17 protein-coding genes are annotated in these 21,899 nt (G+C 51.4%); 6 read left to right on the top strand and 11 right to left on the bottom strand.

Translation table 11 applies throughout. The annotated features are described in order from the left end of the window. The first annotated feature begins 65 nt into the window (after window positions 1-65). A complete protein-coding gene (locus EDI29_RS12910; RefSeq protein ID WP_137741200.1) occupies window positions 66-641 on the top strand; it encodes a DJ-1/PfpI family protein in 576 nt (191 codons plus the stop codon). A gap of 81 nt (window positions 642-722) precedes the next feature. Here EDI29_RS12910 and xylR read toward each other — a convergent pair whose 3' ends face one another. The 4 genes from xylR to xylF form a co-directional block, all read right to left on the bottom strand. Continuing rightward, a complete protein-coding gene (gene xylR, locus EDI29_RS12905; RefSeq protein ID WP_137741199.1) occupies window positions 723-1,901 on the bottom strand; it encodes a D-xylose utilization transcriptional activator XylR in 1,179 nt (392 codons plus the stop codon). 136 nt (window positions 1,902-2,037) lie between these two features. Further along, window positions 2,038-3,168 (bottom strand): xylose ABC transporter permease XylH, encoded by a 1,131-nt coding sequence (gene xylH, locus EDI29_RS12900; protein WP_167494507.1) that lies wholly within the window; start codon window positions 3,166-3,168, stop codon window positions 2,038-2,040. Between the two features lie 28 nt (window positions 3,169-3,196). Beyond that, a complete protein-coding gene (locus tag EDI29_RS12895; RefSeq protein WP_137741197.1) occupies window positions 3,197-4,738 on the bottom strand; it encodes a xylose ABC transporter ATP-binding protein in 1,542 nt (513 codons plus the stop codon). Window positions 4,739-4,858: 120 nt separating this feature from the next. Continuing rightward, window positions 4,859-5,854, bottom strand: coding sequence for a D-xylose ABC transporter substrate-binding protein (xylF, locus tag EDI29_RS12890; protein ID WP_137741237.1), 996 nt, complete (start codon window positions 5,852-5,854; stop codon window positions 4,859-4,861). A gap of 358 nt (window positions 5,855-6,212) precedes the next feature. On the opposite strand from xylF, the gene xylA reads away from it, so the two are divergent. After that, on the top strand, window positions 6,213-7,532 hold the full coding sequence (gene xylA / locus EDI29_RS12885) for a xylose isomerase (protein ID WP_137741196.1): 1,320 nt from the start codon (window positions 6,213-6,215) through the stop codon (window positions 7,530-7,532). A gap of 66 nt (window positions 7,533-7,598) precedes the next feature. Continuing rightward, a complete protein-coding gene (gene xylB, locus EDI29_RS12880) occupies window positions 7,599-9,056 on the top strand; it encodes a xylulokinase (RefSeq protein ID WP_137741195.1) in 1,458 nt (485 codons plus the stop codon). A 14-nt stretch (window positions 9,057-9,070) separates the two neighbouring features. Here xylB and EDI29_RS12875 read toward each other — a convergent pair whose 3' ends face one another. Together EDI29_RS12875 and exaC are read right to left on the bottom strand one after the other, a co-directional pair. Further along, window positions 9,071-10,063, bottom strand: a complete 993-nt coding sequence (locus EDI29_RS12875) for an acyltransferase (RefSeq protein ID WP_137741194.1) — start codon at window positions 10,061-10,063, stop codon at window positions 9,071-9,073. Between the two features lie 196 nt (window positions 10,064-10,259). After that, window positions 10,260-11,795 carry an acetaldehyde dehydrogenase ExaC gene (gene exaC, locus EDI29_RS12870; RefSeq protein ID WP_137741193.1) on the bottom strand — a complete coding sequence of 512 codons (1,536 nt, stop codon included), beginning with the start codon at window positions 11,793-11,795 and terminating at the stop codon, window positions 10,260-10,262. A gap of 220 nt (window positions 11,796-12,015) precedes the next feature. Between exaC and fdhD the strand changes: the two genes are divergently transcribed. The 3 genes from fdhD (at window position 12,016) to EDI29_RS12855 (ending at window position 16,027) form a co-directional block, all read left to right on the top strand. Next, window positions 12,016-12,849, top strand: coding sequence for a formate dehydrogenase accessory sulfurtransferase FdhD (gene fdhD / locus EDI29_RS12865; RefSeq protein WP_137741192.1), 834 nt, complete (start codon window positions 12,016-12,018; stop codon window positions 12,847-12,849). A 258-nt stretch (window positions 12,850-13,107) separates the two neighbouring features. Continuing rightward, window positions 13,108-13,734: a superoxide dismutase [Mn] gene (gene sodA / locus EDI29_RS12860; protein WP_137741191.1), complete on the top strand. Its 627-nt coding sequence runs from the start codon at window positions 13,108-13,110 to the stop codon at window positions 13,732-13,734. 400 nt (window positions 13,735-14,134) lie between these two features. Further along, window positions 14,135-16,027: a methyl-accepting chemotaxis protein gene (locus EDI29_RS12855; protein WP_137741190.1), complete on the top strand. Its 1,893-nt coding sequence runs from the start codon at window positions 14,135-14,137 to the stop codon at window positions 16,025-16,027. A gap of 96 nt (window positions 16,028-16,123) precedes the next feature. On the opposite strand, the gene EDI29_RS12850 is transcribed toward EDI29_RS12855, so the two are convergent. The 5 genes from EDI29_RS12850 to EDI29_RS12830 all read right to left on the bottom strand — a co-directional run bounded on the left by EDI29_RS12850 (window position 16,124) and on the right by EDI29_RS12830 (window position 21,655). Further along, on the bottom strand, window positions 16,124-16,486 hold the full coding sequence (locus EDI29_RS12850; RefSeq protein ID WP_137741189.1) for a YibL family ribosome-associated protein: 363 nt from the start codon (window positions 16,484-16,486) through the stop codon (window positions 16,124-16,126). A 149-nt stretch (window positions 16,487-16,635) separates the two neighbouring features. Next, entirely contained in the window at window positions 16,636-17,220 is a 585-nt protein-coding gene (locus EDI29_RS12845; protein WP_167494506.1) for an MltR family transcriptional regulator, read from the bottom strand. Window positions 17,221-17,320: 100 nt separating this feature from the next. After that, window positions 17,321-18,469 carry a mannitol-1-phosphate 5-dehydrogenase gene (locus EDI29_RS12840; RefSeq protein WP_137741187.1) on the bottom strand — a complete coding sequence of 383 codons (1,149 nt, stop codon included), beginning with the start codon at window positions 18,467-18,469 and terminating at the stop codon, window positions 17,321-17,323. Between the two features lie 61 nt (window positions 18,470-18,530). Then, entirely contained in the window at window positions 18,531-20,438 is a 1,908-nt protein-coding gene (locus EDI29_RS12835) for a PTS mannitol transporter subunit IICBA (RefSeq protein ID WP_137741186.1), read from the bottom strand. A gap of 500 nt (window positions 20,439-20,938) precedes the next feature. Further along, the gene (locus EDI29_RS12830) at window positions 20,939-21,655 is read right to left on the bottom strand and encodes a DUF3053 domain-containing protein (RefSeq protein WP_241664929.1); all 717 of its coding nucleotides are present in this window, start codon (window positions 21,653-21,655) and stop codon (window positions 20,939-20,941) included. Between the last annotated feature and the right edge of the window lie 244 nt (window positions 21,656-21,899).

Genomic DNA, 21,899 nt, shown 5'->3' with positions numbered 1-21,899 from the left:
TTTACGATATTTTTTTGCTATCCTCTTGCGGTTAACACCTTCCCTTGCATATTGCTGGAGATGCTATGTCTAAGAAAGTCGCCGTTCTGCTGGCTCCTGGGTTTGAAGAAGCAGAAGCGATCATGGTGATTGATGTACTGCACCGTATGAAGATAGAAGTCACCATGCTGTCATGCTATGACAGACTGGAGTTGCACAGTTATCACAATATTCGCATGTTTGCCGATGCTCTGCTGGAAAGAAACCAGGACACGCTGTTTGATGCCATAGTCATTCCTGGCGGCCCGCAGGGTACCGTAAACTTGGCCGCAAACCCGATGGTTGTCGAGTTCATCCGTCGCCATGACGACGCGGGCAAGCTGATCTGCCCACTGTGCTCAGCAGCCGCACGCGTACTGGGTGGCAACAAACTGCTTAAAGGCCGCCGCTACGTCTGCTCTGGGGATTTATGGCAAGACGTGACCGATGGCATTTATGTTAACGAGAAAGTCGTTGAAGATGGCAATCTGATCAGCGGCAAGGGGCTGGGCGTGTCATTCGATTTTGCCTTTACCATCGCCACCCGTCTGACCGGTGACAAAGAAGACGCCAACTTCCAGGTTGAGCACATCGATTACGATTACTGGCGCGTACCGGCGTAACCGTTCACCAGCCTAAGATAATAAGGCGCGCCCCGCCGCGCCTTCCTGCTTGACCTTCCTACTTGAACAAACCGAATAGCCTTAATAACCTTCCCCATAACGCTCACGGTACTCTTTCGGCGTGATGTCATAGCCTTTCTTAAAGACAGCGTAAAAGTAAGGCAGTGAAGGGTAGCCGCACATCAACGAGATCTCACCAATCGAGAGCGAGGTCGATATCAGCAAATTGCGCGCCCGATCCAACTTCTCTGCGTGAATCACACCGTGAATCGTCTGACCTACCTCATCTTTGAAGCGCTTTTCCAGATTTGAGCGGGAAATCCCTACCGCATCCAGCACCTGCTCGACCTTAATGCCTTTACAGGCGTGATAGCGGATAAAGTGCATGGCCTGAATAACGGCAGGATCGTGCACGGAGCGATAGTCTGTTGAACGGCGCTCGACCACCCGAACCGGCGGCACCAGAATGCGTTGCAGCGGCAAATCAGACCGATCCAGCAGCAACTGATGCAGCAGTTTCGCGGCACGATACCCCATTTGACGAGTGCCTTGCGCTACCGATGACAGCGCCACGCGTGAAAGATAGCGAATCAGGTCTTCGTTATCGATCCCGATGACGCACAGCTTTTCCGGTACGGCAATATTCAGGTGTTCGCAGACCTGCAACAGGTGACGTGCACGGGAGTCCGTCACCGCGATAATGCCTGTCTGCGGCGGCAGCCCTTGTACCCAGTCGGCCAGCCGATTTTGCGCGTATTGCCAGTTATCCGGCGAGGTTTCCATTCCCTGATACACCACACCCTGATACTTTTCTGCCGCTACCAGTTGCCGGAAAGCATGCTCCCGCTCCTGCGCCCAGCCTTTCCCACCCGATGCTGGCAGGCCATAAAAAGCAAAGCGATTCAGCCCTTTTTCTTTAAGGTGCATAAACGCGCTTTCCACCAGTGCATAATTATCTGTGGCAATATAATGCACAGGCGGGTAATCCTCAGGCTGATGATAGGAACCGCCAACCCCCACCAATGGCACGTTCACATCCTGTAGTAGTTGTTTGATCTCGCCATCGTCAAAATCGGCAATCACGCCATCGCCTAGCCATTCTTTGATATTATCAATGCGGCAACGGAAATCTTCTTCAATGAAGATGTCCCAATCACACTGAGAAGCCTGTAAATATTCGCCAACGCCTTCAACCACTTGACGGTCATACACTTTGTTGGCGTTAAACAGCAGCGTAATACGATAGCGTTTTTCAAACATGGTTATCAGTGCTCATTAATCGCAAACTCCTTGAATAAAATCCTCTTGCTTGAATAACACAGCGCCCCCAGAGGCCAAAATAATTTGCTGATTATTGCGAGCCGCCACGTATTGCCGCCATGAACCCACAATCACGTTATACACGCCGCTTTGTGGCAGTATCCATCCACACCGCCAGCAGCAGAATTCCGCCTTTCACGACGTATTGCCAGAATGTCGGCACATCCAGCATACTCATCCCGTTATCCAGCGACGCCATGATAAATGCTCCCATCACTGCACCTGCAACGCTGCCAATACCGCCAGCCAGACTGGTTCCACCAATCACGCAGGCCGCAATCGCATCCAGCTCGGCAATATTCCCGGCGGATGGCGACCCCGCCCCCAATCGTGAACTGAGAATCAGCCCGGCGACCGCGACCATCAGGCCATTAATCGCAAACACCGCCATTTTAGTGCGCTCGACATTCACGCCCGATAAACGTGCAGCATCGATGTTCCCGCCCACCGCATAAATACGGCGACCAAATGCAGTTCGCGTTGCCAGAAAAATACCGCCCAGCATCAACAGCGTCAGCACCAAAACCGGCGTTGGCACACCGCGATAATCATTTAGCAGATAGATCGCACCCAATACGACGAGTGCCGTCAATGTCTGTCGACCGATGTCGCCTGTGGGTGGATTTATCGGTAATCCTAATCGGGCGCGGCTACTGCGCCGACGCCACTGCCAGGCAATGAACACCATCAGCCCGATGGCTCCGAACATAAAACCGATGCCAGAAGGCAGATAGCTCTGCCCAATCTGCGACATCGCTTCGCTGGTCGGGGAAACCGTCGTCCCATTGGTAATGCCGATTAAGATGCCGCGAAAAGCCAGCATCCCTGCCAGCGTCACGATAAAAGAAGGAACTTTACGGTAGGCGACCCACCAACCATTCCACGCGCCAAGCAGCAACCCCAGCGCAAGTGTCACAACGATAGTCAACGGTAAAGGCCAGCCAAACCAGACATCAAAAATAGCCGCCGCGCCGCCCAATAGCCCCATCATCGAGCCAACCGACAGATCGATCTCGGCGGAGATAATGACAAACACCATACCGACCGCCAGAATACCGGTGATCGCCGTTTGCCTCAGCAGGTTGGAGAGATTACGCGCGCTGAGATACGCCCCGTCGGTCATGTAGGTGAAAAAGAGCATGATGGCGATGATGGCGGCAATCATCACGTAGACCTGAAGATTGATGCTTTTCAAGCGTTGCAGCATCGAGGCAGAGCCAGCAACACGTTGTTGTTCAGACTGCGATATTTTCAGCACGATGTTCACTCCTCAATGCAGCTTCCATAACCTGTTCCTGGGTTAAATCACGGTTGATCAAATCCGCTTTGATACGCCCCTGATGCATCACCAGCACCCGATCGCTCAACCCCAGCACTTCGGGCAATTCGGAAGAAATGACAATCACGGCAATGTGCTGTTTTACCAGCGCATTAATGAGCTTATAGATTTCATATTTGGCGCCGATATCGATACCGCGCGTGGGTTCATCAAGGATCAGAATGCGAGGATTCAGCAGCAGGCATTTCGCCAGCACCGCTTTTTGCTGGTTACCGCCGCTTAAGCGGGCGATCGCCAACTCCGGGCTGGAGGTTTTCACTTTCAGATTTGCTAGCGACTGCCGGATGATGTCCTGTTCACGCGCATCATCCAGCATGGAAAACGGCCCAGAGAATTGATCGAGCGCTGCCAGCGTCATGTTTTGCGCTACGCTCATCACCGGGACGATGCCATCCTTCTTACGATCCTCTGGCACCATCGCAATGCCTTGTGCCATCGCCTGCTGGCAGTTGCTGATGGTCACCTGCTCGCCATCAATCAAGATGTCACCTTGCCAATGGCCGTGATAGGCACCAAACAGGCATTGCACCGTTTCCGTACGCCCCGACCCAACCAGCCCGGCAATACCGAGAATCTCACCTCGGTGCAGTACAAACGAGACATCATCCACCCGGCGAATGTGGCGATTGACCGGATGCCAGGCAGTAAGGTGTTCTACGCGCAGTACTTCTTCGCCAATGGCATGTGGTTCATTGGGATAAAGCTCTGTCAGCTCTCGCCCCACCATCATGGCAATGATATGGTCCTCGCTCAGCTCGGCCGCCGGGCGCGTGCCAATCGGCTTCCCATCGCGAATTACGCAAATCACATCGGAAATGGCTTTAACTTCGTTGAGCTTGTGCGAAATATAGATACAGGCAATACCGTGATCGCGCAGATCCTGAATGATCTCAAGCAGAATGCCCGTTTCCCGTTCAGTCAACGAGGCCGTTGGCTCATCCAGCACCAACAGACGCACCTGCTTGTTCAGCGCCTTGGCAATTTCCACCAACTGCTGCTGACCTAATCCGAGCTCTCCCACTTTGGTATTCGGATCGACGGCCAGTTTGACCTGCTCCAGCATACGCTGGCAGCGAAGGTACATATTGTCGTAATCCATCACGCCAAAACGCGTCCACTCGTTACCCAAAAAGAGGTTCTCCAGCACCGTCATCTCTTTCACCAGTGCCAATTCCTGATGAATAATCGCGATGCCTTTTTGTTCCGTATCACGAATATGGTTGGCGCGCAGCTCATCACCAGAGAAGACGATCTGCCCGTCATAGCTGCCATGCGGGTAAATGCCACACAGCACCTTCATCAAGGTAGATTTACCTGAGCCATTCTCGCCGCACAGTGACAAGACCTGACCAGCCTCCAGCGTCAGGCTGACATCATCGACGGCTTTCACCGCACCAAACGCCTTGGTGATGTTTTTCATTTCCAACAGATGTGGCATCACAGCCTCCGTGATTCAGGTGTCCCAGACCTCGTCTGTGACAGTGGTGAGCCACAACCTCATGTCGTGACCCGGTGAGCATCTTTCCTGCATCCTGAAATCTAGTGGCAGCGACGTGCGTTAATACACGTCCGCTTTTTTGTGGAAACCATCGGCAATGACGGTGGAATCGATATTGGATTTATCGACGGGAATCGGCGTGAGCAAGAAGGAAGGGATGTCTTTCAACCCATTGTTTAATTTAGCATTAGACTCAGGTGCTTTACCGGAACCCAGCGCCACGGCGATATCCGCCGCATCTTTCGCCAGCTTGCTGATCGGTTTATAGACCGTCATGGTTTGCGTGCCTGCCACAATACGTTTGATGGCCGCCAGATCGGCATCCTGACCGGAAATAGCCACTTTCCCAGCCAGTCCCTGTGCGGCAAGCGCCTGAATCGCGCCGCCTGCCGTGGCATCGTTCGACGCAACAACCGCGTCAATCTTATTGCTGTTCGCCGTTAGTGCATTTTCCATAATTTTCAGCGCATTCTCCGGTAACCAGGCATCAACCCATTGATCGCCGACAACGTTGATTTTTCCGCTTTCGATCAGCGGCGTGAGCACTTTCATTTGCCCCTGACGAAACAGCTTCGCATTATTATCAACAGGTGAACCGCCCATTAAGAAATAGTTGCCGCCGGGCACCTTATCGACGAGATATTTCGCCTGTAGTTCGCCAACCTTTTCATTATCAAATGAAATATAAAAATCCACATCTGCATTATTAATCATGCGATCGTAAGCAAGCACTTTTATTCCTTCACGCTTTGCTTCCGCAATAACATTGCCAAGTACCTGGCCGTTATAAGGAATAATAACTAATACATCGACACCGCGATTGATCATGTTTTCTATTTGAGAAATTTGCGTGGCTTCATTGCCGTTTGCTGATTGAACAAACACATCAGCACCCTGTTTTTTGGCTTGCTCAACAAAAAGATCGCGATCTTTTTGCCAGCGTTCAAGACGCAAATCATCAATCGCCATGCCTATTTTAACATCTTTCGCAAATCCGGGCTGACAAGCTAAAGTGAATACGGCACAAGCTGAGAGTAAAAAATGGTTAACTTTCATCATAGCGTACCTTTTTTATTTAAGATGCAGGGCCTAAGACTCCAATAGCAATAGCCAGATGAGTATTGTCGCTAAACATGCCCCCATCAATTACAGATTTTTATCCTCCAATTATGTTTTTTGGTTTAATTCCCATTTTTTGATACGGGTCATATTTTATTGTTGAGCTACATTTTCATGTTGTTACTTATTGCGGCGCGTATTCAGAGCGAAACACCGTCATTTTTGCGACACAGCGCACATTTAATAATTCTCTGAATTTCAGTGTGAAATAACGTAATTGAGGAAACCTTCATCCGCTCCGAAAATTAATCCCATTCCCGTCTCTTCCGTCCGGGTGGTTTCTAAGGAGTTAACGATGCAAGCCTATTTTGAACAGATCGAAAAAGTCCGTTATGAAGGTAGCCAAAGCGACAATCTCTTCGCCTTTCGTCACTACAATCCCGATCAGGAAATTCTCGGTAAACGCATGGCGGACCATTTGCGCTTTGCTGTCGCGTATTGGCACACGTTCTGCTGGAACGGCGCAGATATGTTCGGCGTCGGCTCTTTTGCCCGGCCGTGGCAACAATCAGGTGATGCGATGGAGCTGGCGAAGCGCAAGGCGGACATCGCATTCGAATTCTTTCAAAAACTGGGCGTGCCTTACTACTGCTTTCATGACGTCGATGTCGCGCCAGAAGGGAACTCACTGAAAGAGTATCTGCATAACTTTGCGGTAATTACCGATGTGCTGGCGGAAAAGCAGCAGGCTAGCGGCGTGAAGCTGCTGTGGGGCACCGCCAACTGTTTCACTAATCCTCGTTATGGCGCAGGCGCGGCCACCAACCCCGACCCTGATGTGTTTGCCTGGGCGGCCACACAGGTATTTGCCGCAATGAACGCGACCAAAAAACTAGGTGGCGAAAACTATGTGCTATGGGGCGGGCGTGAAGGGTATGAAACACTACTCAATACCGACCTGCGACAGGAACGTGAACAGATCGGCCGCTTCATGCAGATGGTTGTCGAGCATAAACACAAAATCGGTTTTCAGGGCACGCTGCTCATCGAGCCAAAACCACAGGAACCGACCAAACACCAGTACGATTATGATGTCGCCACTGTTTATGGCTTCCTCAAACAGTTTGGGTTGGAAAAAGAGATTAAAGTCAACGTTGAAGCCAACCACGCGACGCTGGCGGGTCATTCCTTCCACCATGAGATAGCCACCGCTGTCGCGCTCGGCGTTTTCGGATCGGTCGATGCGAACCGTGGCGACCCGCAGCTTGGCTGGGACACCGATCAGTTCCCTAACAGCGTGGAAGAGAACGCGCTGATCATGTATGAGATTCTCAAAGCGGGCGGCTTTACGACGGGTGGCTTGAACTTTGACGCCAAAGTTCGCCGTCAGAGCACCGATCGCTATGACCTTTTCCATGCGCATATCGGCGCGATGGATACGATGGCGTTAGCGCTCAAGGCAGCTGCCAGAATGATTGAAGATGATAAGCTCAATCAACTGGTCGCCAAGCGCTACGCTGGCTGGAATGGGGAGCTGGGTCAGCAAATTCTGCAAGGTAATTCATCGCTGGAATCGCTCGCTCATTATGCACAAAGCCATCAACTGGCACCGCAGCACCAGAGTGGCCAGCAGGAATTGCTGGAAAATCTGGTTAACCGCCACCTATTTGGCTAGAACGGTACGCTCGCCTGCTATGGCAGGTTAAAAAACTGCCGTAGCACGAGGTTATCAGGAGCCACTATGTATATCGGTATTGATCTGGGTACGTCCGGTGTTAAAGCCATTCTGCTGGATGAAGCTGGAAAAGTGATTGCCAGCCATAGCGCGGCGCTGAGTATTTCTCGTCCGCACCCGCTCTGGTCGGAGCAAGCGCCTGAAGACTGGTGGCAGGCAACCGACCAGGCGCTACAGGCGTTGGCAGCCACGCACAATCTTCGCGCCGTGAAAGCACTGGGGCTAACCGGGCAAATGCACGGTGCTACGTTGCTGGATGCTCACCAGAACGTGCTGCGGCCCGCGATTCTCTGGAATGACGGACGCAGCGCGGCTCAATGCCGAACGCTGGAGCAGCTGGTGCCTACCTCGCGTCAGATTACCGGCAACCTGATGATGCCGGGCTTTACCGCTCCCAAATTGAAATGGGTGCAGGAAAACGAAAGCGACATCTTCCGTCAAATCGACAAGGTCCTGTTGCCGAAAGACTATCTCCGCTGGCATCTGACAGGGGAATTTGCCAGCGATATGTCCGATGCGGCGGGAACGCTTTGGCTGGACGTCGCCAAACGAGACTGGAGCGACACCCTGCTGGAAGCCTGTGCACTGAGCCGCGAGCATATGCCCGCGCTGTATGAAGGCAGCCAGATTACGGGTTATCTGCGACCTGATATCGCCAGCCGTTGGGGTATGGAGCGCGTCCCCGTTATTGCTGGCGGCGGAGATAATGCAGCAGGTGCAATTGGTGTCGGGCTGTATAAAACCGGTCAGGCAATGCTGTCTCTCGGCACATCTGGCGTTTATTTCGCCGTTAGCGACGGTTTTCTCAGCAATCCGCGGCATGCCGTCCATAGCTTCTGCCATGCGTTACCAAATACCTGGCACCTGATGTCCGTGATGTTAAGCGCCGCATCCTGCCTGGATTGGGTCGCTCGCCTGACACACGCCGAGAGCGTGTCCGCCATGTTGCAAGAAATCGTCTCGACGCCAGCCGATGATGCCATCACGCCAGTGTGGTTCTTGCCCTATTTATCCGGTGAACGCACGCCGCACAATAATCCTGATGCCAAAGGGGCGTTCTGGGGACTTACCCATCAACACGGCCGCCCAGAACTGGCAAAAGCAGTACTGGAAGGTGTGGGATTTGCGCTGGCTGACGGCATGGATGCACTGCATATGACTGGGCTAAATCCCGATAGCATCACGCTGATTGGTGGTGGTGCACGCAGCGCCTACTGGCGGCAAATGTTGGCGGATATCAGCGGCCAAACGCTGGAGTACCGCACAGGAGGGGATGTCGGCCCAGCGCTCGGTGCTGCCCGTCTGGCACAAATCGCTATGCATCCCCATACGCCACTGGCAGAGCTCTTGCCGCCGCTACCGCTGGAGCAGGTTCATCAGCCGAATGCTCAACGCCACGCCGACTATGCCGAGCGGAGACGTACATTTAAAGCACTCTACCAACAGCTTAAGCCGTTGATGTAAAAATTAATCCGTCGTCAACTTACCCAGCGACGCACATCGACTTTCTGTAGCGCCATCGAAAGCAGCAGGCTGCCTGCTAGCGCGATGGCGAAAACAGAGAAGATGTCGAGAATCGGATGAGCGGGTAGCACCACATCATGCGTACGCAGATAGTGAATGATCAACGCGTGGAAGCCGTAAATTGCCAGCGAATGGCGCGAAATGGTGGCAAAGCCCGGTAAAATTCGCTGGCTAAAGTAATGCTTAAACACTACCAGCAGGCTGACCGCAGCCAGAAACACCAACGGGCCACAGTAGATATAAAACGTTTGGGTGAACGTATCGTTCAATAATGTGTGGTGCTTCGTCCCCATCGCCACCAATGCGACACACACGATGAAAAAGGGGATAGCAGCAAGTACGACTTTCTTTGGCACATCCAACATGCCCAACGCTCGCCCCAGCGCGGCATATAGCACGTAGTAAAACGTATCGCCGTAAATATAGAGATTAACAGGCAGTAATTTAAAGCCTTCAAACCCCACACGCCCCGTATTGGGATTAGCGACAACAGCCAATAAAACAATCAAGACAACCAAATATTTGCCCGATATTGGCTTAACTGTAATCAGTGGGGAAAGCAGATAAATCACGATAATGGCGTAGAAAAACCATAAGTGATAAAAGATCGGTTTTTGCAACGCATGGTGTAATGAATTCAGGCCATTAATCGGTGTGAGTGTCGCAATATAGATCAGCGCGACCGTACTATAAAAAAGCAGGCATAAACCGATACGCAGGAAATGTTTCTTCCCCGCACTGCGTTCACCAAAAAATAAGTATCCCGAGATCATGAAAAACAGCGGGACGCAGACGCGCGACGCTGAGTTCAGAACATTAGCCACATCCCAATGTCCATCACCCGGCATCCCCCCCGCGGTAATATAGTAGGTTGTACTATGAATCAGAACGACCATCATGCAGGCCAGCGCCCGCAGGTTATCAATCCAGCCGATCTTATCCGTCATGCACAACCTCTTGAAAGCAAAGCGCTATTCAAAACAGCGTAGCCGTTGTTAAGCGCTGACACAATCAACTATCAATCATCAGCTATAACAACCGGGCAAATCCTAGTGTAAGGACGGCTTAATACGGAAAACGGTGTTGAGTTAAGTTATGCGCGCCGACGGTGGCAAGCGCGCAAGGTTTTAAGGAAGTATGCTGTTAGAACAGTCCCATCGGCTTATCAGAGTAGCTCACCAATAGGCACTTGGTTTGTTGATAGTGTTCCAGCATCATTTTATGGTTTTCACGCCCGATACCAGACTGCTTGTAGCCCCCAAACGCGGCATGTGCCGGGTAGGCGTGATAGCAATTGGTCCAGACGCGACCAGCCTGAATGCCACGCCCCATTCGGTAAGCGATGTTGCCGTTACGGCTCCACACGCCTGCGCCCAGGCCGTATTCTGTATCGTTGGCGATCTCCAACGCCTCTTCCATCGTCTTGAACGTCGTTACCGCCAATACCGGACCGAAAATTTCCTCCTGGAAGACGCGCATACTGTTTTTACCGAACAATATCGTCGGTTCCAGATAGTAACCTTCCGCCAGACCACCCGGCATCGCCTTACGCTGGCCGCCCGTGAGCACCCGTGCGCCCTCTTTCTTACCGATATCAATGTAGTTAAGGATAGTATCAAGCTGGCCTGCTGACACCTGTGCACCCATCATGGTGCTGCTGTCCAGCGGGTTACCAATGCGGATAGCCTCAACGCGCTTAATTGCCCGTTCCATAAAGCGATCGTAGATCGACTCCTGCACCAGCGCACGACTCGGACAGGTGCAGACTTCTCCCTGATTGAAGGCAAACAGCGTGAAACCTTCGAGCACTTTGTCAAAGAAGCTGTCTTCCTTATCCATCACATCGGCAAAGAAGATATTTGGCGATTTGCCACCCAGTTCCAGCGTCACTGGCGTCACATTCTGCGCCGCATAACTCATGATCTGCTGGCCCACTTCGGTCGACCCGGTGAAGGCAACTTTCGCAACGCGTTTCGATGTCGCCAGATATTCACCAATTTCGCTTCCCGACCCGTTAACGACATTAATGACACCCGGCGGCAGCAGATCCTGAATCAGCTCCATCAAAATCAGCACCGACATCGGCGTCAGTTTGGCAGGCTTCAGCACAATACAGTTACCAGCGGCCAGCGCAGGTGCCATCTTCCAACAGGCCATCAGCAGCGGGAAATTCCAAGGAATGATTTGTCCAACAACGCCGAGAGGTTCATGAAAATGATAGGCCACGGTATCGCCGTCAATTTCGCTGATCGCCCCCTCTTGTGCCCGAATACAGGCCGCGAAATAGCGAAAGTGGTCAATCGCCAACGGCACATCCGCCCCGCTGGTTTCGCGTATCGGTTTACCATTATCCCAGGTTTCTATCTGCGCTAACCGCTCAAGATTTTGTTCCATCCGGTCAGCGATGCGGTTAAGCACCAGCGCCCGTTCCTGCACCGACAGGCCACCCCATTCCGCTTTTGCTTTGTGAGCAGCATCCAACGCATGGTCAATATCTCGCGTTGTCGAGCTGGCTACCTCACACATCGGTTGACCCGTTACTGGCGTTAAATTAACAAAATACTGACCCGCATCAGGTGGAATCCAGGCTCCGCCGATAAAATTGTCATAGCGTTTTTTCAGATTAAGAGAGCCAATTTCGCCAGATGCAGATCGGCCTTCGAGATTATCGTGCGCCATTTCAGTCTCCTTTTCAGTTCCGGGTAAGCGGCGAGGCCGCAGTGAAAAAAGAGGCAAACAGTAAACCGTTACATTAAGCCTATACGGGGTAGGGAGTTAGCGACAGGATTCGGCCAGAGAAGAAGGCAACTCTTCGAGTTGACGCACAGTTTCTTGCGAGAAAAAATCGCGTCCCTTCAGGCGTGGTGAAATAATACTTTTAATTTCCAGGGTTACTAACATGCAGGTATTTCAGGTGGAAGAGGTGCATTTACGAGCAGATACCGCCCTTGAAGGCGCAACGCAACATTCGGTCTATCATCCCGATTCGCTACACCAGCCACAGCCTGACTGGCTGGCGGAAGAGGTGCCCGTTGCGCTGGTTTATAACGGCATCTCACACGTTGTGATGATGGCTTCACCAAAAGAGTTGGAACAGTTCGCTCTCGGGTTTTCCTTATCTGAAGGCATTATCCAATCACCAGCAGAGATTTACGGCATTGATGTACAGGCCGCCTGTAACGGCATCGAAGTGCAGATTGAGCTTTCCAGCCGACGCTTTGCCGGGCTAAAAGAACGACGCCGGGCAATGGATGGCCGCACAGGCTGCGGCGTATGTGGCGTAGAGCAGCTTGCAGAAATCGGCAAACCAGTGATGCCCCTGCCCTTCACCCAGACATTTTCCCTCAGCAAACTTGAAAACGCACTGGTGCGACTGCGCGATGTACAAAAGATCGGCCAGATGACAGGCTGTACCCATGCCGCCAGTTGGATAGCGCCAGACGGCACGCTGTCAGGCGGAAGCGAAGATGTTGGCCGCCATGTCGCACTGGATAAATTGCTTGGTACCCGAGCAAAACACGGGTGGCAACAGGGTGCCGCGCTGGTTTCCAGCCGAGCCAGCTATGAAATGGTACAAAAGTCTGCCATGTGCGGCGTGGAAATCCTGTTTGCTGTCTCGGCAGCCACCTCACTGGCCGTTGACGTTGCACAACGTTGCAACCTGACGCTGGTGGGGTTTTGTCGACCAGGGCATGCGACCATTTACACGCATCCGCAACGTCTGAGCGAATAAGCCATTACCGCTAGGATCGCGATGGTTCCCCGCCAGTGGACAAGCAATTTGAAGCACGACGGTATAGATTAATTTGTTTTTACATAATGCAATAACGACATAACCGTTTGTTATCATGAGGTAAAGCAATATGGTTCATGGCATCAGATCGAGAATAATCATTTTCAATATCATTTAATTAACTATAATGAACGTATTGCTTACGCGGTACTAACAGAACAGTGCCGTAACATTTTTTTTACCATGGAGATGCTAAACATGAGTTATTCACTGCCATCGCTGCCTTATGCTTATGACGCACTGGAACCGCATTTCGACAAAGAAACGATGGAAATTCACCATTCCAAACACCATCAGGCTTACGTCAATAATGCTAATGCCGCGCTGGAATCTCTGCCTGAGCTGGCTAAATTATCTGTTGAAGAGCTGATTGCTCAACTGGATAGCGTCCCTGCTGAGAAAAAAGCAGCACTGCGTAACAACGCGGGCGGCCACGCTAACCACAGCCTGTTCTGGAAAGGCCTGAAAGTAGGTACGACGCTGACTGGCGATCTGAAAGCAGCAATTGAGCGCGATTTCGGCAGCGTTGATGCGTTTAAAGAAAAATTTGAGCAAGCCGCTGCAACGCGCTTTGGTTCTGGCTGGGCGTGGCTGGTTCTGAAAGACGACGGCAAACTGGCCGTGGTTTCTACTGCAAACCAGGACAGCCCACTGATGGGTGAAGCAATTTCTGGTACTTCTGGCTACCCAATCGTCGGTCTGGACGTATGGGAACACGCTTACTACCTGAAATTCCAAAACCGTCGCCCAGATTACGCTAAAGCATTCTGGAACGTGCTGAACTGGGACGAAGCTGCTGCTCGCTTCGCTGGCGCGAAAAAATAAAACCACTGGATGCCTGATACTATCAGGTGACTTCTGCGTTTGAATCGAGACTGGAATAACACTCTGTTATTCCAGTTTTTTATTATTCTCATCGCACAGAATTGCCTCGCCGACTATTCAACCAACGACACAACTAGAAATCCTTTTTTACGTTCGAATAACAATGACATCACCTTATTTACTCATTTTTTATTCGTGTTCAGGTAACAGGTAAACGTCCAGTCCAAAACGTGGGCAGTACGTAAAGTTTCAGAGTAGAGTGCCGATATCTACTGCGGGTTTTTATCATGCTATTTTGCAGGATTGGCTTGGCACGCGGTAATCCGAGATGCTAGCACCGCTAATCAAGTGTGCATCAGGATAGTGAATTTGGCTCAATACGATATAGTGGTGAAATGTGATGGCTATAAATTTTGACAATCTAAAAGTCGGTAAAAAATTAGGATTGGGATTTTTCCTGATCCTGCTGATGACCATGGTGATTGCCGGCGCGGGCATTATGCATATCAGCTCGCTAAAAGACAGCATTGATAAAGTGAATTTAAGCAACAACATCAATGATGAGATCAATCAGGCTAAGTATTATCGCGCATTATACGGTGCCAATTATAATCCTGATGATATAAAAAAGAACATTGAGCATATTTCCAACATCAGTAAACTCGCTGAAAAAACAAAAGAATTTAGCTGGCCAGAAAATGACGCAAAGAAAATAGCGAATATACCCACATTAATTAAGGATTATCAGGAAAAACAAAAAAATTATATTAACGCAGTGAATACTAAAGATGCGGTGAGAAAAAGTTGGAATATTTCAACGACGGAAAAACCACTGCAACAGCTCAACGATCAATTAAAGATAGACAACAATAGCGCTAACCTTCAATTATTACTTTCTGACTTAAACCAAAAACTGATTTCCGTTCGTTACCACGTTCGTGGCTTATTACTCTCAACGGATAAAGAATCCGAAGAAAAGCTGACGGATGCGATCAACGCCGCACAAACATCGTTGACCTTCCTGTATCAGAGCCTGTCTGCCGAACAGCGTGAAACACTGACGCCCGTTCTAACAATAATGAATAACTATGAAGAACAGGTCTTGGCCTATATGCCAGCCTATCAGGAAGAGATGGCACAGGCAGGGCAAATGCGAGTTGTTGCCGATGGGTTGAATGCCGTGATCAAATCCCTACTGAGCGATCAGCTTGCCGCCTCACAGGCCGATATTAACAATGCCACGCTGCAAATGATCATCGCCGCGCTGATTACACTGCTGCTTGGCCTGCTGATTTCCTGGTTTATTTCGCGTCAAATCACCACGCCACTGGGTAGCACGCTGAGCATGGCTGAAAAAATCGCAACAGGCGACCTCACCATGTCCATCAACACCACCCGTAAAGATGAGCTGGGCCAGTTGATGAGTGCGATGTCGAAAATGAATGACAACCTGCACAATATGATCGATGACATTCGCGTCGGCGTCAGCCAGATTTCTAACGCGTCTGGCGAGATCGTCGCAGGCAATACCGATTTATCTTCACGTACCGAGCAGCAGGCCGCTGCCGTAGAACAAACCGCCGCCAGCATGGAGCAACTCACCGCAACGGTTAAGCAAAACGCAGACAACGCACACCACGCCAACAAGCTGGCCATCAGCGCTTCCCACACCGCGAAACAGGGTGGTGAACAGGTGAATAACGTGGTGCAAACCATGACTGCGATTGAGAACAGTTCCAAACGTATCGCAGAAATTACGTCCGTCATCAACAGCATCGCCTTCCAGACTAACATTCTGGCATTGAACGCCGCGGTAGAAGCCGCCCGTGCTGGTGAGCAAGGCCGTGGCTTTGCCGTTGTCGCCAGCGAAGTCCGTAGTTTAGCTCAGCGCAGTTCTCAGGCCGCGAAGGAAATTGAAGACCTGATCTCTGAATCGGTTAATCAAGTATCACGCGGTGCGACGCTGGTCGGCAATGCGGGCAAAACCATGAACGATATCGTCACCTCGATCACGCAGGTGCATGACATCATGGGTGAAATCGCCACCGCATCGGATGAACAAAGCCGGGGAATCAGCCAGGTTAGTCAGGCGATTGTGGAGATGGACAGCACTACGCAGCAGAACGCCGCGCTGGTTGAGCAATCCTCTGCTGCTGCCGACTCGCTGGAAGAGCAGGCGAGACTGCTGAAGCAGGCCGTGTCCGTCTTCCGTCTGGCCAACGCACAGCATGATGACACACCGGCCGGTATCGCGTTTACCAACCAAACACATCGTCTGCACGCGCCGCGCTAATAGTAAAAACAGCAGGGCACCAAAAACGACAAAGCCCCTGTTAAACAGGGGCTTTGCAATTAATCCAGTATCCTCTGTCTACACAGAGAAAAGGCCTCAGAACGATTTCGGCGCGTAACCGGTCATCTCTTTTAAGCCCATTTCACGCCCGAGTGCAGTCATCGGGTGCACAATCACCAAACCGCGAACGCTCTTCTTCAACGTCCCCATATCAGCCTGCTCTTTTTTGGTAATCGCACGGTTGAAAGGTAGGTTCGCCAGTTTCTGCGCTTCTTTGCTCAGTTTCTGTTCTCTCACGTTACGCAGGCGCTCAATCTCAGCCGTGAGCTTTTCGCAAGCTTCCAGATTGAGTGCGATGGCTTCGGCATCACCTTGTGCCAGCAGCGTAGTCTGCTTATGCGTCAGCTTATCCAATTGGTCGCTAAGGCGTTTGATCTCTGCTTTTTCCTGCTCTTTCATAAAAGATAACCTATATAACGGGAGAATAATGCGGGGCACAGCATACACTATACGCTAAATAATTCGAGTTGTTGAAAGACCAGCCAGCTTGAAGTACGACGACTATAAACACTTGGCGGACTAATGTGGCGTGATGTCGCTAAGTGGGACTAAAACGCCTTTTTCAGACTGATTTGCGCAATCAATGCAGTCAGAGATAAAACCAGTGTGGAACGTACCATCTGCTGGTAACGCTGCTGTTGCATACTCACCAGAAGTGGATCGGCAGCTTCTACTACGGTCGGCAAAGCCGGCTCTGCGGGCAACGCAGCAACGCAATGCAGCTCACCGATAGGCCCCAGAATTTCATCATCGGTAAAACGGTAATGCCGATCGTCATGCGCCAACTCTTCTCCCAGCGCCATTAATAGCTCCGCATCTTCGTACTCTTTACGGCTGATCATGCCCAAGCCATAAATCAGTTTCAGACGCACGGAAAGATCGCCCAGTGGCCCCGTTCCCGTCATCAGAGGTTCAACGGCATATTTCACCGCATAGTCATCTTTACGGAACACCTGCAACATCAGGATGCTGACCGCTTCAGCCAGCAATTCAACGGCACAGAGCATAAAGTCGCGCACGGTCTTCCCTGAGTTCAGCGCTTCCAGAACCCGGTTTTCAAACGCCTGTGTTTCTTCCATCGTCACTTCTCGACCCTTTAAACCCGCACACAGCCTACCCCATTTCGGTAGCATGCTTACCGGCAGGTGTGGCGACATCGCATCCCCGACGTCGCCCGTATACCTTTACACCGTGTCGAAAAGACCACACCTGCCTGGTGACGAGACGCGCCGATTACTGCATGGCGTTATACACATTCACTGCTTGCGCGACAACCTCGCTGTCAGCATCCAGACCAGAAATCTGCACCAGCGCCGCCTGCACGCCCTGGGTGTGGATTAACTCAGCCAGTTCCAGCGCCTGTGGATCTTGTTCGCTGCGATAATGCATCGCCGCGGCAATGCCGGTAATCAGGTTGTCATGCGGCAAATGGTATTCCAGCGTTCCCAGCAGCGGTTTGATCAAACGGTCGCCAGCACTCAGCTTACGCAGCGGCTGACGGCCAACACGCTCGACATCATCATGCAGATGGGGATTTTCAAAGCGGCTGAGAATCTTGTTGATATAGGCAGCGTGCTTATCCGCATCAAAACCGTAGCGTTTGATGAGTACCGCGCCGCTCTCTTCCATTGCGCCTTTGACCACGGCTCTGACTTTCGGGTCAAGAATGGCATCGCGGATCGTTTGATGGCGCGCCTGCTGACCGAGGTAGGCCGTAATCGCATGGCCGGTATTAAGCGTAAACAGCTTACGCTCGACAAACGCCATCAGATTGTCGGTCAGTTCCATACCGGAAATCGCTGGCGGCTCACCGCAAAACTGGGTTTTATCGACAATCCATTCGCTGAAGGTTTCTACCGTCACCGCCAGCACATCATTGCTACCGGCTTCGGAAGGAGGAACGATGCGATCTACAGCGGAATCGACAAATCCCACATGCTCGACCACCCATTCCTGATGGCCTTCCGGCAGCAGTTTCAGTACATGTTGTTTTAACTGGCTGGTGCCACGCACCATATTTTCACAGGCGATAATGTTCAACGGCCGGGTATTGCCGTCTTCGTGACGCTTTACCAGCCCCTGAGCGATAGTTCCGGCGATTTTTTCCAGAATCTGCGGCCCCACAGCAGTCGTCACCAGATCGGCCACGGCAATGAGCGCTACGGCATCCTGACTGCCGCTGTGAACGGCGCTAACGTTGCTGACGGTATCAAGGCGCGTGTTATCACCGACAATCCGCACCGAGTAGCTTTTACGACTGTTCAGGGCATCTAACAGCGGCTGATTGACGTCAGCGAATGTCAGTTCGACGTTGGCATCCGCCAGCAATTTCCCAATAAACCCGCGGCCAATATTACCCGCGCCAAAATGTAATGCTTTCATGAGACATAACCTTAAAAAGACATAAAAAGAGGCCGCCCGAAGGCGGCACTAGCCAAATTAATCAGGCACTCTTTTTACCGGAGAGTAAGTCGAGTACTTCCTGAACGTCCTGAGTGTGTGCCAGACGCTCAATAACCGCATCATCATCCAGCGCATTGGTCAGGCTGGTGATGACCTGAATATGTTCGTTGTTACGGGCAGCGATACCGATAACCAGACGCGCAACCTCGTCTTCTTCATCGCCAAAGCGAACACCTTCAGGATATTGGCAGAAGACAACGCCCGTTTTCAGCACGCGGTCTTTCGCTTCTATCGTACCGTGCGGCACGGCAATCGATTCGCCCAGATAGGTGGAAGTCAGTTTTTCACGTTCCAGCATCGCTTCAACATACGCAGGCTCGACATAGCCGCCTTTCACCAGTTGTTCACCGGCGAAACGGATTGCCTGCTCTTTGTGTGTCGCATGCTGATTCAGGAACACATTGCCTGCGCCCAGTTGGAACAGGTTAGTCTGTGCGTCGGCGACAGCAGGTGCTGGCGTCGCAACGGCCTCAGACTTCACCGCACCCTGCGCTGCCACAAGACGAGCCGCCAGATCGCTATACAGCCCGCTATCAAGGAAATTAGTCAGCGAGATGTGCTGTGCCTGCGGCGCATGGCGCATTGCACGCTCGGTCAAGTCACGGTGCGTAATCACCAGATCGACATCGTCCGGCAGGCTATTGATCGCGCTGTTGGTCACCGAAATATTAGTCAGCCCGGCATCCTGAACTTTCTTACGCAACACGCCAGCGCCCATCGCGCTGGAACCCATACCGGCGTCACACGCTACGATGATTTTACGCACGGTGCTCATATCACCGCTGACACCCGTGTTAGTGGCTACGCCTTTAGAAGAGGCCTTCATTTCCTGCACGCGACGTGTCGCATCACTCAGATCTTCTTCTTTTTGCTTGGTGCTTTTCAGCAGAATCGCCGACACAATGAAGGACACCGCAAAAGCCGCGGCAATCGCTGCCAGGTTAGCGAAGTAAGCGCCTTTTGGCGTCATCGCCAACACCGCCAGAATGGAGCCTGGAGACGCAGGAGAAACTAAGCCACCACCTAATACGCTCAGCGTAAACACGCCGGTCATCCCACCCAGAATCACCGCAATAATCAGACGCGGATTCATCAGCACGTAAGGGAAGTAGATTTCGTGAATCCCGCCCAGGAAGTGGATAATCGCCGCACCCGGTGCTGATTCTTTGGCATTACCACGACCAAGGAACATGTAAGCCATCAGCACACCCATACCCGGGCCTGGGTTCGCTTCGATCAGGAAGAAAATAGATTTGCCGGTTTCTGTCGCCTGCTGAATGCCCAGCGGTGAGAAGATACCGTGGTTAATAGCGTTATTCAGGAACAGAATTTTCGCCGGTTCAACGAAGATGGACGTAAACGGCAACAGGTTGTTCTGTACCATCAGGTTAACGCCGGAAGCCAGCACCTGAGAGAAGACTTCAACCAGTGGACCAATTGCTAAAAACGACAGAATTGCCAACAACATACCGATAATACCGGCAGAGAAGTTGTTGACCAGCATTTCAAAGCCGCTCTTAATTTTACCGTCGACCATGCGGTCAAAACGCTTGATCGCCCAGCCACCCAACGGACCGACGATCATTGCGCCGAGGAACATCGGGATATCGGTCCCGACGATCACACCCATCGTCGTAATGGCACCCACCACACCACCACGCTCACCGAATACCAGACGTCCGCCGGTATAGCCAATCAGCAATGGCAGCAAATACGTAATCATCGGACCGACAAGCTTCGCCAACGTTTCATTGGGGAACCAGCCAGTGGGGATAAACAGTGCGGTAATGATACCCCAAGCGATAAATGCGCCAATATTGGGCATCACCATATTGCTGAGGAAGCGACCAAAGTTTTGCACTTTGATCTTAATATCTGGTGAAAGCATAAAAACACACCCCTATTGAAACGCGCTGACAATAAGAGCGCGTGGTAATTATCGTGAGACGGCGTGGCAACGTGTGTTAGTCGCAGCGATGGTTAGCAACAACCGACAGCCTTATTTTTACCGAGGTATCGACGGTTACCGAAAGCTCAGCTGTTATAAAAACACCGATTGCCACAAAAATATTTCCGTCATTATTACTGTATGCAGCGCGGACTCTAACACGCTGTTTTCATACCGCAACCTCATGGCAGGAACGTGACAAAAATCACACAACCACCCTACATCAACGATACAAATAGGTGATTTGCTTCACAAAAAACCGTTAAAAATGAAAAACTAAACAGATTCGTAGACAAATACCGCGTCTTATATGTGATTTACATCACATTTTAATCACCCATGTTTGTTTTATTTATGTGATGTAAATCACAATTTATTTTTCCCCCTCTCGTCTGCCAAACTCATCTACCTACCGCTGATATCGACTCGCCAAGAGGCTATTAGGGATAATTCACACCATTTACCCCTCTGAGCGCATTCATTACATTCTGCTGCTGCACAGGTAATGCCGCCACCATACTGTTATATTGCGCCGCCTGCTGTGGGGTACGGAATTGGACAGATGCGCCGTTAAATACGGCCTGATCGCCCTGAACCTGAAGGAAATCGCCAACCTGAATCAGGCTTTGTGCAAATGACGTGGCGCCAGGAATAACAGGTAACAACGCATTCGTCGGCTGTATTACCGTGCTCGCATAGAGTCGCTCATAAGGAATTTGCACCTCTTCAGGCTGCTTTAACGTGCGATGGGCATTGTCAGCCTGCGCTTTTGCCGCCTGAACATGCTGCGCCAACAGGCTCATGGTGCCGACAGATTGCCTGAGCGCATCACGCTGTGTCAGATAGTCTTTAGGGACGCGAATACGAGAAATTTGCCCCAGCATCGGCGTTAAACTGCCAGATACAGCCTGATTAAACTGCTGAGAAAAGGTGGTTAAAATCGCGTAGTCGTTGGCAAAATTGCCAAAATTTTTCTTTTGCTCTTCCGTCAATACAGGCAGTTTTCCATCCTGCTGCGACTGCACGCTTTGCAGGAACGCAATGAATGCCTTGCGCTGGTCGGCCTCACTATCACCGCAGGCAGCAAGCTGCAATGCCGCCAGAATAACCAGAACTGGCAGCAGCCAGCGTGAACGGTACATCATCAGCCTTCTCATTCCCTACTCCTGTTATGCCTACTGCCCCGCCAGCCGTGCTGTATTTAGACAAAAACACGCTGACGACGGATTTTCCATGACAAGATTTTCTACGATATAAGCATAGTCGAATCAGGCTGGCTGTGCAGAAAAAGGCCAGGTATGACAACGAATACCGACTGTTTAAGCATCGAGATGCACGGGCGACCACAGAGGTGAGGCGGGACGTTTTGCGACGCGGGAAAAAATAACCCCCGAATGGGCG

The organism is Pectobacterium polonicum, from assembly GCF_005497185.1.
GTDB lineage: Bacteria > Pseudomonadota > Gammaproteobacteria > Enterobacterales > Enterobacteriaceae > Pectobacterium > Pectobacterium polonicum.
This window is presented reverse-complemented; position numbering and strand designations above follow the sequence as displayed.